At 68.5% G+C, this 13549-nt stretch carries 12 protein-coding genes; 5 read left to right on the top strand and 7 right to left on the bottom strand.

The genetic code is table 11. From position 1 onward, the window contains the following. Positions 1 to 23 precede the first annotated feature (23 nt). The 6 genes from AC3A3H_RS12450 to AC3A3H_RS12475 are packed head-to-tail and all read right to left on the bottom strand — an operon-like array spanning position 24 to position 7358. The gene (locus tag AC3A3H_RS12450; protein WP_487614863.1) at positions 24 to 1382 is read right to left on the bottom strand and encodes a glycosyltransferase family 2 protein; all 1359 of its coding nucleotides are present in this window, start codon (positions 1380 to 1382) and stop codon (positions 24 to 26) included. After that, entirely contained in the window at positions 1379 to 2581 is a 1203-nt protein-coding gene (locus AC3A3H_RS12455) for an MFS transporter (RefSeq protein ID WP_487614864.1), read from the bottom strand. Before AC3A3H_RS12455 ends, AC3A3H_RS12450 begins: the two co-directional genes overlap by 4 nt. Further along, complete coding sequence (locus AC3A3H_RS12460; protein WP_487614865.1) at positions 2578 to 4119, bottom strand: GMC oxidoreductase; 1542 nt, start codon at positions 4117 to 4119, stop codon at positions 2578 to 2580. Before AC3A3H_RS12460 ends, AC3A3H_RS12455 begins: the two co-directional genes overlap by 4 nt. Beyond that, entirely contained in the window at positions 4116 to 4793 is a 678-nt protein-coding gene (locus AC3A3H_RS12465; protein ID WP_487614866.1) for an HAD family hydrolase, read from the bottom strand. The genes AC3A3H_RS12460 and AC3A3H_RS12465 overlap by 4 nt, the downstream gene beginning before the upstream one ends. Beyond that, entirely contained in the window at positions 4790 to 6202 is a 1413-nt protein-coding gene (locus tag AC3A3H_RS12470) for an adenylosuccinate synthase (RefSeq protein WP_487614867.1), read from the bottom strand. Before AC3A3H_RS12470 ends, AC3A3H_RS12465 begins: the two co-directional genes overlap by 4 nt. A 25-nt stretch (positions 6203 to 6227) precedes the next feature. After that, positions 6228 to 7358: a hypothetical protein gene (locus tag AC3A3H_RS12475; protein ID WP_487614868.1), complete on the bottom strand. Its 1131-nt coding sequence runs from the start codon at positions 7356 to 7358 to the stop codon at positions 6228 to 6230. Positions 7359 to 7449: 91 nt separating this feature from the next. On the opposite strand from AC3A3H_RS12475, the gene AC3A3H_RS12480 reads away from it, so the two are divergent. The 3 genes from AC3A3H_RS12480 (at position 7450) to nhaA (ending at position 11088) form a co-directional block, all read left to right on the top strand. Then, complete coding sequence (locus AC3A3H_RS12480; RefSeq protein ID WP_487614869.1) at positions 7450 to 8343, top strand: ABC transporter ATP-binding protein; 894 nt, start codon at positions 7450 to 7452, stop codon at positions 8341 to 8343. Then, positions 8340 to 9152 carry an ABC transporter permease gene (locus tag AC3A3H_RS12485; protein WP_487614870.1) on the top strand — a complete coding sequence of 271 codons (813 nt, stop codon included), beginning with the start codon at positions 8340 to 8342 and terminating at the stop codon, positions 9150 to 9152. Before AC3A3H_RS12480 ends, AC3A3H_RS12485 begins: the two co-directional genes overlap by 4 nt. A 64-nt stretch (positions 9153 to 9216) precedes the next feature. Beyond that, positions 9217 to 11088: a Na+/H+ antiporter NhaA gene (gene nhaA / locus AC3A3H_RS12490; protein ID WP_487614871.1), complete on the top strand. Its 1872-nt coding sequence runs from the start codon at positions 9217 to 9219 to the stop codon at positions 11086 to 11088. A 7-nt stretch (positions 11089 to 11095) separates the two neighbouring features. Here nhaA and AC3A3H_RS12495 read toward each other — a convergent pair whose 3' ends face one another. Further along, positions 11096 to 11509 carry a tautomerase family protein gene (locus AC3A3H_RS12495; RefSeq protein WP_487614872.1) on the bottom strand — a complete coding sequence of 138 codons (414 nt, stop codon included), beginning with the start codon at positions 11507 to 11509 and terminating at the stop codon, positions 11096 to 11098. A 129-nt stretch (positions 11510 to 11638) separates the two neighbouring features. Between AC3A3H_RS12495 and iolC the strand changes: the two genes are divergently transcribed. Together iolC and AC3A3H_RS12505 are read left to right on the top strand one after the other, a co-directional pair. Continuing rightward, the gene (gene iolC / locus AC3A3H_RS12500) at positions 11639 to 12634 is read left to right on the top strand and encodes a 5-dehydro-2-deoxygluconokinase (protein ID WP_487615072.1); all 996 of its coding nucleotides are present in this window, start codon (positions 11639 to 11641) and stop codon (positions 12632 to 12634) included. Beyond that, entirely contained in the window at positions 12621 to 13541 is a 921-nt protein-coding gene (locus tag AC3A3H_RS12505) for a class I fructose-bisphosphate aldolase (RefSeq protein ID WP_487614873.1), read from the top strand. Before iolC ends, AC3A3H_RS12505 begins: the two co-directional genes overlap by 14 nt. Positions 13542 to 13549: the final 8 nt, after the last annotated feature.

Here is a 13549-nt window from a genome sequence, read left to right on the forward strand (position 1 = left end):
CAGGAAACGCCTCGACTGTCGCCTCAGTCGAGATGACCGAGATGCGCTTCGCGCTGCCGACGCACGCGGTCGGTGGTCGTCAGCATCGACCAGAGGTAGGCGATGGGTCCGATGTTTCGCGTCATCGACCAGGCGAGGATCCCTGCCGGCAGCAGGACGAATTCGACAAGGGGAAGTCGTCCGACCGCTGGATCCGATGAACGCATCGTTCGCCGGATCAGCCAGGCGCTGACGATCGCGTTCACGACCGGAGGCAGTGCCAGGAGCGGCTGGCCGAGGATGAATGCCGACGCCACGAGAATCCAGGACGGCAGCGGAGCAAGCAGGAAACACGCTGCGCTCCGATAGAGCGACGCGAGCCGTTGAAGCTCGAATCGAAGGGGTTGCCGAGCCCGCTGGTCGGCGAGCAGCCTGTGGAAGTGGAAGACATCGACCATTCCCGAGTACCAATAGCGCTTCTGGGCGATCACAGCGGCGACACGCGCCGGATGCTCTGTGTCTTCGAGAAGGGGGACGGCGTGCACAGGGACGTCCGCCAGCGAGAGGCGAAAGCCGAGTTCGAGATCCTCGCACGGAGTTTGCGTTGAGAATCCGCCCGCGTCGAGGGCTGTGTCAACGCGAAGGGCAAGGCCGTGACCTTTGAGGTGGTACGAGTGGCCGAGTGGACCGCGACGTCTCTGGCGGCTGTTCCTTCGATGGAGGTCGACTTCGAATCCGAGCGCCCATCGTGTCTGGTAGTACGCCGCCCCTCTCGTGTACCAGCCACCGGGACCGGTCATCTCGGACAGATTGTGCAGCGAGAAGAAGTTGATCTGTGCCACGCGCGGTAGCGATCGTGCGATCAACGTGTCGCCGAGCGCGCGGACGGAGTCGGCTGTCGCCGTCGAGTCGGCGTTGTACGCGATGACATAGCCGCGCTCGTGGGCCCTCGTCCGCGATGCAACCGATCGCATACCGGTGTTGAACGACGCGGCCATGCTGGGAACATCGCTCTGGTCGACGACGACCGAAGCCCAGGGCAGGCCTGCGATCATGGTCGAGGCCACGTCGGCAGTCGTCCGCCCGCCGGCGCCGGGTCTTTCGTGGACGGACGTGACGATCGTGACGGTCGCGCGATACGGAGAGAGACTGATCGCACGACGAAGCGACGCGAAAGCGCCTGGCAGCGTTTCGACCTCGTGGAACGCGGGAATCACGTAGTGCAACTCGAGTCCATCGATGGCCTCCGGAGCGGCACGGCGGGCGGACGAACGGACCTCGTCGCGCTCCGCAGTGAGCACCTTCGGCTGGCGCCACATCCTGATCCAGTAGGCCCCGTAACGCAGAGCGGTAGCGACGAGCATGCTCCCCGCGATGGCGGCGACGATCCCCTCGAATGTCATCTGACTCTTCTTCCTCCCGAAACACCGACGACCAGAAGCGCGAATGACAGCACGGCGAGGACGGCGCCGGACCACCCGATCGTCGGCACGAGCCCCAGCCGATCCCACAGCGGTCCGACGACCGCATTGGTCCCCGCGATCGTCAAGCCTGTGACCGTGCCGAGGACGGAAGAGCCCGTTGCCCGGAGTGCGTCGGGGAACACCGAGTGCCCCCAAACGGTCAGTGCCGTCAATCCCATTCCGATGAAGAACTCGGCCCCGATGAACGCTGCGATGAGCCCCCACGGCCCGAGGAAGGACGCGAGCAGTGACGCGTTCAGGCAGATCAGGATGCCGGCGACGCCGACTCGGGGCGGCAGTCGTCGTAATAGCTTCGAGAGAGCCGCTCCCGCTGCGCTTGCAAGCGAAAGGACCAGGAGCACGCCTCCGAGCATCCCCGGCTGGATGATCGGCAGGCTGAGGGCGGCGGGCTGCCAGGTCAGTATCACGATGCTGAGATCGATGCTCGCGATGACGCTGAGAACGAGGAGCATGCGCTGCGTGGGGTGGAATACGAACGTCACCCCGGCCGCGAGAGATCGGAGCATGGACGGCGCATCGAGTCGCGGTGACTCCGGCCAGCACCTGGCGACCCAGATCGAGCCGACGAGCAATACTGCTCCGGCTGCGAGAATCATCGTCGGAGCGTCGACGACGATCGCGCTCAGCGCGACGACGCAGGCCCCGAGCGCGGCGGCGGCCCAGCGAACCGTCTCCGTTCCACGGATCGCGCCCGCCGTGCGGTCACTCAGGCCCATGGAATTGAGCGAATTGACCATCAGCGCTGTCGCCGCGCCGGAATACAGAGCAAGCCCCGCGGCCCAGATGAGGATGGCGATTCCGAACGACAGGGGTGTCGTCGAGAACGCAAACGTCCCGAAGCCGATGCCCCACAGCGCGAGCCCGGCTGTGACGAGCCGCTTGTGGCCGTAACGATCGCCCCACGCGCCGCTTGGAGCCTCGAAGAGCACGGCTGTGACGGCCGTCAGCGAGAGGAGCCCTCCGATGATCGACGCCGAGAGTCCGCGATCCTGCATGAAGGTGACGAACGTCGCGCCGAACACGAAGTCCGCCACTGCGACGAGGCCCGTCAGGATCAGTACGCGACCGATCAGGTTCGTTCGAACTCTCGGCCCGAACGGTGTTGACCGCGAGGTCATCGGGACGCGAGGTGGTCTGCCAACCGGAGTGCGAGTGCGCTCATCGTCAGAAACGGATTCCATGAGCCTCTGGTCGGGAACGTGGCGCCTCCGAGAACGAAGAGGTTGGCCGTCCCGTGAAGGCGTCCGTGCAGATCAGTGACAGAAGAAGCAGCGGACGTGCCCATCCACAGCGTGCCGGTCTCGTGGAACGCGAACGGCATCCTGCGGCGGGGAGGGTTCACCGACCACTCGCCGTCTTCGTGGGACCAGTACTCGATCGGGTGGCCGGCCGCGATGTTCTGAACCACACGGTCGATGGCAGCGTCCATCGCCGCCCACACCGCTTCGTCGGCTTCGCCGAGTCTCAGAGTTCCTACGGCAATCCCGTCGGCGCCGATCCTCACCGAGTTGCCCGAGTCGCCTCTCCCTGACGCCGACAGCTCCGCGAGTCCGTGCACGAGGAGCACGACATGATCGGCATCGCTGACACGTCGAGGGGTGCCATCGCCGAACATGTCGGGAAGCAGGCGATAGATCCGGTCGATGTCCCGATCGGGATCACTGGTGGCGCATGCCGTCACGTGCAGGTGGAACTCTCGTTCGGCTGTGGCGCCATCCACATACAGCGCCGAGAGTTCGGCATGTTCGCGGCCGAGCCCGTCGAAGCGGGCTCGGGGAATGCGACAGGTGAGGAAGCTCGCCGTGTTGGCCGCGAAGTTCTGGCCGATCAACGATGAGTCGCCGGGCGGGGGCGACTTCAGCAGGACGGTCGTCGCTTCGACGGTGCCCATTGCGAGAACCACGTCGGCGCCTCCGGACTGGATGGATCCGAGCGCGGTCGCGATCGTGACGACTCGATCGCCGTCGTACTCGAGGCCGTCAACGTGGCATCCGGTGACGATGTGCACGGTGTCGGGGTGATCGGCTGCGTGCTCGATGAGCGGTCGGACCGCGCTGTACTTGGTGACGGCGCCGCCCCGTGAAGGCCCGTGAGCGAGTGGTGCGTCGAGGCGGATGTGTGTTTCAGGTTCGATCAGACCGGCGTCCGATCGCGTTGCAGCGAAGACGATCTCGCGCAGGCTTCGATGCAGGTGACCGTATTCCCTTCCGAGCTGCGGGGCAGTATGCACACCGAGCGCGGCCGCGGCGCGTGGCCAATAGAGCTCAAGCTCGTCGATGAGACGACTCGGCCAGCGGGACAGCTGGTCGCGGCTCGGCTGCGGCGTCGAGCCACTCCAGACCAGGGTTCGCCCGCCAAGGTATGGGACCTGGGCGACGACGTCGAGGTCGCCGTCCGATCGCCACGGCGTTGCCGATGCGGTCATCATCAGCGGTTGGAAGCCGCGACCGAGGTTCTGCGCGTGGTCGGGAAGGAGGTACGGACCCTGCTCGAGGACGAGCACTTTCGCGCTCGGACGCGACTGGAGGACTCTCTCCAACAACGTGGCTGAAGTGCCCCCGCCCCCGACGATGATGACGTCGTACTCGTGAGACCGGGCGACTTCGAACGGTGTCACGAAAAGCGCTTCGACGCGGAGCGGTGTCTGGTCGTTCATCGTGTGCCCGTCATCCGGGAATTCGCTTCACGCGCGATGATCGGGAGGAGGTCCGTCAGTCGCAGGCCTGGAGAATGAGCGGTTGCTTCGCTGACGACCGCGTCGTCCGCAGAGCCGACGGCGATCGAGAAGTCGACCTCTCGGAACATCGGGATATCGCCTCGACCGTCGCCCACCGCAATCGTGTGGCCGCCGCCGAGCCGCTCGATGATCCGGGCCGCGACGTCTCCCTTCGCCTGTTCGTCGATCGAGACGAGGGCGCGCCCGGTGCACACGCCGTTCAGAGTCTCCAGGTCGTTCGCGATGGCGTGGTCGACCGGAAGCCGCGCCTCGACGACGTCGGTCATCAGCCGCAGGCCCGTGGAGACCAGAGCGATTCGGTATCCCCGAAGCCGCAGGTCTTGGAACACCTCGGCAGCGCCCTCATTGAGCGGGATACCCGCGGCGAGCTGAGCGAGGCGGTCGCAGGACTGGCCTTCCAACAGGGCGGCATCGGCATGGCAGAAGGCTTCGTAGGTCGTCTCGCCGTTGAGGAATCGGAGGAGATTTCGTTCGCCCTCCAGCCATTTGCCCGACTTCTCCAGAAGGTATTGCCAGATCGAGCGGACGCCGGTGAGCGTGCCGTCGACATCGAACAGGGCGACGCCTGCGTGCTGCCGCGCCGACGCGGTCATGCGGCGACCACCGAGGAGAAGCGGGTCCCTGGCCGACTGAGGATATCCGTGTCGCGCGGGCCTACCGTGACGGCGCCGATCTCGACGTTCAGTTGACCGCCGATGAACTCGATGAACCGTCGGGCTTCGAGGGGCAGGTCCTCGAACGATGTGCACGCGGCTGTCGAGGTCAGCCAGCCGTCGAAGTACCGGTAGACAGGGGTGCACGTCTGAAGCGAGGCGTGCTCGGCGTCGAACTCGATGAGGAGCTCTCCGTTGCGCTCGTACCCGACGCACAGCCCGATCGAGTCGAAGGTGTCCAGGACGTCGAGCTTGGTGAGGACGACGCTGGTGAATCGGTTGACGCCGACAGCCCACCGTGCTTGAACGAGGTCCAGCCAGCCGCACCGGCGATCCCGGCCCGTCGTCGTCCCGACCTCCTCGCCGAGGGCGCGCAGCCGATCGCCGACCGCGCCATGGTCTTCGGAGACGAACGCGCCGCTGCCGACCATGGTCTGGTAGACCTTCAGCACGCCGATGCGATTCTGCACTCGGCTCACATCGAGCCCGCTCCCGCTTCCCACGGAGTGCACAGTCGTAGGCGAGGTCGTGACGAAGGGGTAGATCCCCTGCTCGAAGTCGATCAGCGGACCTTGCGCGCCTTCGAAAAGAACAGAGTGTCCCGTTGCGACGAGGTCGTCGATGAGCCGCGACGTGTCCACCGCCCGCTCTAGGAGCAGGGGACGATGGCGCTCGATCCACTCGATGTTCCTGTCGATCTCACTTTCGTCGAGTCCGAAGAAATCGACTGCAGCGCTGATGCGCTCGCGGACGATGTCGGGATCGCGCAGATCCGCGACCCGAAGTCCGATGCGGTTGATCTTGCACACGTTGGCGGGACCGATTCCTCGTTTCGTGGTTCCGATCGCTTTGTCGGACCGAAGGCGTTCCTGCTTTCGATCGACGTCGATGTGCAGAGGAAGGATCAGGTGCGCCCTGGTGCTTACAACGAGACGATCGCGAACGTCCGGTACGGCCGCGGAGAACGTTTCCAGCTCGTCGGCCAGACGCTCGGCGTTGATGAGCACCCCGTTCGCGAGCACGCCGATGGTCTCCGGCTGCCGCATCCCCGACGGCAGGATGTGATTCTTCACGACGATGTCGCGCCCCGACTCGCTGCGGAACACGGTCGTGTGTCCTGCGTTGTCGCCACCTTGCACCCGCACGACGATCTGGTGGTGGGCGGCGAGGCGATCGGCCATCGCGCCTTTGCCCCCGTCCCCCTGCTGGAGGTCACCCACCCACGTGGTCATCGCTCGCCGAGACGGCAGGACTCCGGCGGCCACGATCGGCGCAAGACGCGCTTCGCGCAGTTGAGTGAGGGCCGCCTGGACGAAAGGCGTGTCGATCTGGTCTGCGATGGACTGCATTGATTTCCCCGGTGTGAAGTGTCGATCAGGAGGACGAAGGATGAAGACCGATACCCGCCTCGAAGCCACGCCTGACAACGGGCTCGGCGAGCTCGCCGACGAGAGGGAGCCGGTGCTCGGGGACGATGCGCCGAAGGGCACCGGGCGTCAGCGTCGCCAGTGTCCGCTCGAGCGGCCCGCCGTTCGCGACCGGCGGCACGGGACCGATGTCGCGGGCGACGAGGCCGAGGAGGATTCCGGCGATGCACAGCTCGACGGCGACGATCCGGCTCACCCTGTCGAGAAGCTGTTCCACCGTGGGAATCGCGGCCAGCAGGCCGTCGACGGAGGCGCGAACGGACGCGGGATCGAGACCCCAGCGCTCGAGCGCGGGACCTGACCGGATGCGCCGCCAGCCGTCGCTCGCCGACGGGTCGGCCACGAACATCGCGGCCTGCTGATCCCACCAGTCGTAGTAGGGGATGGCCTCCAGCTCGTCGAGAGTCGAGTCGGTCGGCGGATTGGAGGGGTCGACGAAGTTGACGGAGCGCCGCAGGCCCATGATCGTGTTGCCGACCACGCTCTCGACCAGATCGTGCTCGACGGGGTTGGCGACGACAGCTGCGGACCGCACCCCGATCGACCGGAGGTAATCGAGGAGGACGACATCGTCCGGGTCCCTTTCGGTGCTCGTCTCCGAAGCGAAACGATCGAAACCGCGAGCGACGTGTGCCGGAAGCACGAGGGCCGCGCACGGGAGGTAATCGTCGACGACGGGAGCCCACGACCGGCCATGGGCCGATGCCACGCGGATGGCGGAGGCGGTTCTCGAGCCCCATTCCGCGAAGAGGGAGAGAGCGTCCCGAGGCCGTTCTGCGACGGCCGCGGCCAGCGTCTCAGCGAAGCCGGAGGCCAAGACGAGATCGTCCTGGAGCACCAGATGGTGCGTCGCATCCGGGGCGGCGGCACTCCAGGCAAGCCGGGCTGTACGCCACGCCGAGGGTGCACCGGTCGGGTCGGGGTCGCTCACGATCGAGAGGTCCAGTTCAGGGTGGGCGGCGCAGAGCTGCTCCGCAAGGCGACGGCGGCGCGGATGGCTCATCACCACCGCCGACACTCGAAGGGCTTCGTTCTCGGTCATCCGGGTCGCAGCCGCCTCTCCTGTCGCCATCACCACGGGTAGAAGGCATGTTACACCCTGCAACATCAGTGGCAAATTTCACCGAATGGGTGCTGCGGCCGGCGGTAGGGGACGGCATGATGGGCGCATGAGCTCACGTCCTCCCGCCGTGGTCGTGCGCGGCCTCCGCAAGTCGTACGGGTCGTTCGAGGCGCTGCGCGGCGTCGACTTCGAGATCGCCGACGGTGAGACGTTCGCGTTGCTCGGCCCCAACGGCGCGGGCAAGAGCACGACGATCGAGATCCTGGAGGGGTACCGCGACCGGTCGGGAGGCGAGGCGAGCGTGCTCGGCGTCGACCCCGGCAGGGCGGGCACCGCGTGGAAGGCTCGGCTCGGGATCGTGCTGCAGTCCGGCGCCGAGGCGGCGAACGTCACGGTGCTCGAGCAGCTCACGCAGTTCGCGCGGTACTACCCGCGCAGTCGCGACGTCGAGGAGGTCATCGCCGCTGTCGGGCTCGAAGAGAAGGCGAAGGTGCGCATCCGCAATCTGTCCGGGGGCCAGCGGCGGCGGCTGGACGTCGCGCTCGGCGTGATCGGGCGTCCCGAACTCCTCTTCCTCGACGAGCCGACGACCGGGTTCGACCCCGAGGCGCGGCGGCAGTTCTGGGAGCTGGTCCGCACGCTCAAGCGGGAGGGGACGACCATCCTGCTGACCACGCACTACCTGGACGAGGCCGCCCAGCTCAGCGACCGGGCCGCCGTGATCGCGCACGGCGTGCTGCTCGACATCGGCGCGGTGGACGCCATCGGCGGCGCGGTGGCGCGCATCCCGATCGTCCGCTGGCGGGACGTCGCCGGCGCGCCGCGCGAGGAGCGCACCCACACGCCGGGCGCCCTCGTCGCCCGGCTGACCGCGGAGGCCGGCGGCGAGCCGCGGGACCTGGAGGTCATCCGGCCGAGCCTGGAGGACATCTACCTCGGACTGGTCAGGGAGGCCGACGAGCGGGCCGCGAAGACCTCCGGCGAGGAGGTGGCCGCGTGACCTCGGTCGCGCTGGGCTGGGCCCGCATCCGTTACGAAGTGCTGGTGTACTTCCGGCAGGCGGACACGATCTTCTTCACCTTCCTCTTCCCGGTGGTGATGCTCGGGATCTTCTCGGTCGCGTTCCAGGGCCTGGGCAAGGTCGGCGCCGCCCCGGACGGCAGCGGCGGCATCACGCAGGCCGCCTACTACCTGCCGGGGATGATCGCGGCGGGCATCCTGCTGAGCGGTGTGCAGAACCTCGCCGTGGACATCGCCGTGGAGAAGAGCGACGGGACGCTGAAGCGCCTGGGCGGGACGCCGCTCCCCGTGGTCTCCTACTTCCTCGGCAAGATGGGGCAGGTCATCGCGACCAGCATCCTGCAGATCGCGCTGCTGCTGCTCGTCGCCCGGGTGGTGTTCGGTGTGGCGCTGCCGACCGAACCGGAGGCGTGGCTGCGGTTCGCCTGGATCTACGCGCTCGGCATCGTCACCTCGGCTGTGCTGGGCATCGCACTGTCCGCGGTGCCGCGCACGGGCAAGAGCGCGACGGCGGTGATCATCCCGATCGTGCTGATCCTGCAGTTCATCTCGGGGGTGTACCTGGCGTTCAACCTGCTGCCGACCTGGCTGCAGAACATCGCCAGCCTGTTCCCGCTGAAGTGGATCGCGCAGGGCATGCGCAGCGTCTTCCTGCCCGCGAGCTTCGAGGCCGCCGAGCCGAGCGGGAGCTGGCAGCTCGGCTGGATCGCCCTCGTGCTGCTGATTTGGCTCGTCGCCGGGCTGGTCGCGTGCCGGCTGACCTTCCGCTGGATCCGCAAGGACGGCTGAGCGGAGTCCACGCCCGCCCGGGAAATCCTCTGGTGTTCTCACGCGGAACGCGCTGAGATGGACCATGACCACCAACCTGACCCTGATCCAGCGTTCGCCGGATCCGGAGGCCGTCGGCGCCTCCCGAGATCGCCGGCCCACCCTGGCCGAACGGTTCAGGGCGATGGGGCGCAGCCGCATCGGTGCGCTCCTCCTGCTGCTCGCGACAGTGGTCGCCATCGTCTGGGCCAACGTCACCTTCGCCGGATACGAGCAGTTCTGGGACACGCACCTCACCTTCGGGCTGGGCGACTTCCATCTCGACTTCACGCTGCACGCGCTCGTCAACGACGCCCTGATGGCGATCTTCTTCTTCACGGTCGGGCTGGAGGTGCGGCGCGAGTTCGCGATCGGCGAGCTGACCAGCTGGTCGCGCGCGGTCGTCCCGGTGGTCGCCGCGGTCTTCGGGCTGGCGGTGCCCGCGGTCATCTTCGTGCTGTTCACCCTGGGGACGGGGCACGCGAACGCGTGGGGGGTCGTCATCTCGACCGACACGGCGTTCCTGGTCGGCGGTCTCGCCCTGATCGGGCCGCACGCGGTCGGCCGACTGCGGGTGTTCCTGCTCGCGCTCGCCGTGGTGGACGACATCGGCGCCCTGAGCATCATCGCGCTGGTCTACACGAAGGACTTCAACCCCATCCCGCTGATCGTGGCGGCGGTCGGGCTCGTCGGCGTGTACTTCACCCGGTACCTCCGCAACGGGCGCGGTCCGGTCTACGCGACGCTCGCCGTCGTCGTCTGGCTGGCGTTCCTGGCCTCGGGGGTGCACCCGACGCTCGCGGGCGTCGCCATCGCCCTGCTCGTCCCGGTGTACCGGCCCAACCGCCGCGATGTGGAGCACGCGCTCGACCTGGCGCGGACGTTCCGGCAGTCGCCGAACACCGAGTACGCCCGCGCGGCGGCGAACAGCCTTCGGGAGTCCATCTCGATCAACGAGCGGCTGCAGTCGGCCTGGTCGCCCTACGTCGCGTATGTCGTCCTCCCGCTCTTTGCGCTCGCCAACGCGGGCGTGCGGCTCAACGGCGACATCCTGCTCGGCGCCGTGGTCTCGCCGCTGGCCTGGGGCGTGGTGGCCGGGCTCGTGGTCGGCAAGTTCGTCGGGGTGTTCGGTTCGACCGTGCTGCTGCGCGCCCTTCGGATCGGCGAGTTCGGCCCCGGCCTGACGGTGGACCGGCTGGCCGGCGGCGCGGCGCTCTGCGGGATCGGCTTCACCATCTCGCTGTTCATCGTCGACCTGGCCGTCCCGGAGCCTGACGCCCAGAACGCCGCGCGCGTCGGCGTCCTGGCGGCGACCGTGATCGCGTTCGTCGTCGCGACGATCCTCTTCCGCATCTCCGACGCCTACCGGCCCAAGGAGGAGATGGGGCTCACCCTCGTGCGGCCGGTCGACCCCAAGCGCGACCACGTCTTCGGCGCCCCGGACGCGCCGTTCACGATCGTCGAGTACGGGGACTTCCAGTGCGGCTTCTGCCTCAAGGCGACCGGATCGGTGGAGGAGGTGCACAGGGAACTCGGCGACCAACTCCGATACGTCTGGCGGCACGCCCCGCTGACACGCTTCCATCCGAACGCGCTCGCCGCGGCGGAGGCGTCGGAGGCCGCGGCGCGCCAGGGCAAGTTCTTCGAGTTCGAGCGCAGCCTGTTCGCCGACCAGGAGCACCAGCTCCCGTCGGACATCATGCGCCGCGCGGTGGACCTCGGCCTCGACCTGGAGCGATTCGAGGACGACCTGGGCTCGCCGGAGGTCACGACGCGCGTCCGTGACGACATGCTCGACGCGGAGGCGATGGACATCACGGCCGTGCCGACCTTCTTCATCAACGGCCGCCGCCACGTCGGCCCGTACGACGCGCAGTCGCTCATCCGGGCGCTGCAGGCGAGCGTCGCCTCGCCGTGAGCCGCGGTCAGGCGACGGCCGCGCCCGGCACGGCGAGCTCGCCGGTCAGGTACTGGGACCGTCCGAAGCCGAAGGACCAGTCCTCCGGCCCGTTCTCGACGTAGCCGATGAAGACGTCCTCGCCGGCGACGCCGACCTCCCCGAGCCGCCGCGCGATCTCGGCGAACAGGCGCTGCTTGGCGGCGGCCGACCGGCCGCGCTGCGTGAAGACCTGGATGACGACGACGCCGTCGGTGCGGTCGAAGCCGAGGCCGGCGTCCTCCGCGATGATCGACCCGGACGGGCGCTCGGTGACGATCTGGAAGCGATCGCGGACGGGGATGCCGTACTCCCCGACGATGGCGTCGTGGACGGCGTCGGCGATGGCGCGGACGGCGGCCGGCCCCCGGCCTTCCTGCAGGTCGATGCGGACGAGTGGCATGGGGTCCTCCGATGGTCCAGGACGAACGAGTGCCCTCATTCTGTCAGAAAAGCTTGTCAGTTTGATAGAACATAAGGTGTAGGCTTGACAGGCGAGCACATCATCGCCGCAGCGAAGGAGTACCACGACATGACGAGCGAGAGCGCAGCGCTGCCGCAGCCCGAGCACGGTGCGCAGTTCGACCTGATCACGATCGGGCGCATCGGTGTCGACCTCTACCCGCTGCAGGACGGCGTCGGCCTGGAGGACGTCGAGACGTTCGGCAAGTTCCTCGGCGGCAGCGCGACCAACGTGGCGATCGCCGCCGCGCGGCACGGCCTCCGCTCCGCCGTGGTCACGGCCACCGGCGACGACCCGTTCGGGCGCTACGCGCACCGCGAGCTGCGCCGCCTCGGCGTCGACGACCGGTTCGTCGGCACCGTCGGCGCGCTCAAGACGCCGGTGACGTTCTGCGAGATCTTCCCGCCGGACGACTTCCCGCTCTACTTCTACCGCGACCCGATCGCGCCCGACCTGGCCATCACGGCCAAAGACCTCGACCTCGACGCGATCAGCCGGGCGCGCATCTACTGGTCGACGGTCACCGGGCTCTCCCGCGACCCGAGCCGCACCGCGCACCACGTGGCGTGGGAGGCGCGGGGACGCAAGCCCCTCACGATCCTCGACCTCGACTACCGCCCGATGTTCTGGTCGAGCGGCGCGGCGGCGACCGCCGAGGTGGAGCGCGCGCTCGGCCACGTCACGGTCGCGGTGGGCAACCGGGAGGAGTGCGAGATCGCGGTCGGCGAGACCGATCCGCACCGCGCGGCGGACGCCCTCCTCGAGCGCGGCGTGGAGCTCGCGGTCGTCAAGCAGGGCCCGCGCGGGGTGCTCGCCAAGACGCGCGACGAGGCCGTGGAGGTCCCGCCGTACTTCGTGGAGGTCGTCAACGGCCTGGGCGCGGGCGACGGCTTCGGCGGAGCGCTCTGCCACGGCCTCCTGCAGGGCTGGTCGCTGGAGCGCGTGATCCGCTTCGCCAACATCGCCGGAGCGATCGTGGCCACGCGCCGCGAGTGCTCGACCGCCATGCCGACGACCGCCGAGGTCGAATCCGTGCTGAAGGAGCTCCAGAATGTCCGCAGCTGACCTGATCGCCGGCGCCGCCCCGATCCTCGACGACGCCGCGTTCGAGCGCCTCCGCGCCCGCCGCCACGCCAGCCCCGGCGATGTCGCGACGGTGCTCGCCGCGCGCACCCGCCGCCCGCTGGTCCGCGACGACGGCCGGCTCTTCATCGTCGCCGCCGACCACCCGGCCCGCGGCGCCCTCGGCGTCGGGGACGACCCGATCGCGATGGCCGACCGGTACGACCTCCTGCAGCGGCTGGCTCTCGCGCTGTCCCGGCCCGGCGTCGACGGCGTGCTCGGCACCCCCGACATCATCGAAGACCTCGCGCTGCTCGGCGTCCTGGACGACAAGATCGCCGTCGGCTCGATGAACCGGGGAGGTCTGCGCGGCGCCGTCTTCGAGATGGACGACCGCTACACCGGCTACGACGTCGACGCGATGGTGCGCGACGGCGTCGACGCGGGCAAGCTGCTCGTCCGCGTCAACCTGGAGGACGCCGGCACCGCACGCACGCTGGAGGCGACGGCGCACGCGGTCACGGCCGCAGCGCAGGCGAAGCTCCCGATCCTCCTCGAGCCGTTCCTGAGCCGCTGGAGCGACGGCCGGATCGTCAACGACCTCACGCCGGAGGCGGTCATCCAGTCGGTGGCCATCGCCTCGGGCCTGGGCGCCTCGTCCGCCTACACCTGGCTCAAGCTCCCCGTCGTGCCGCAGATGGAGCGGGTGATGGCGGCGACCACGATGCCGACGCTCCTGCTCGGAGGCGACACCGACGCCGCGCCGGAGGAGACCTTCGCGTCGTGGGAGGCCGCGCTCGCGCTCCCCGGCGTGCACGGCCTCGTCGTCGGGCGCACGCTCCTCTATCCGAAGGACGGGGACGTCGGCCGCGCGGTCGACATCGCCGCCTCCCTCGTCCACGGCCGCTGATCCGGCCC

Source organism: Leifsonia sp. Soil_N53, assembly GCF_057655165.1.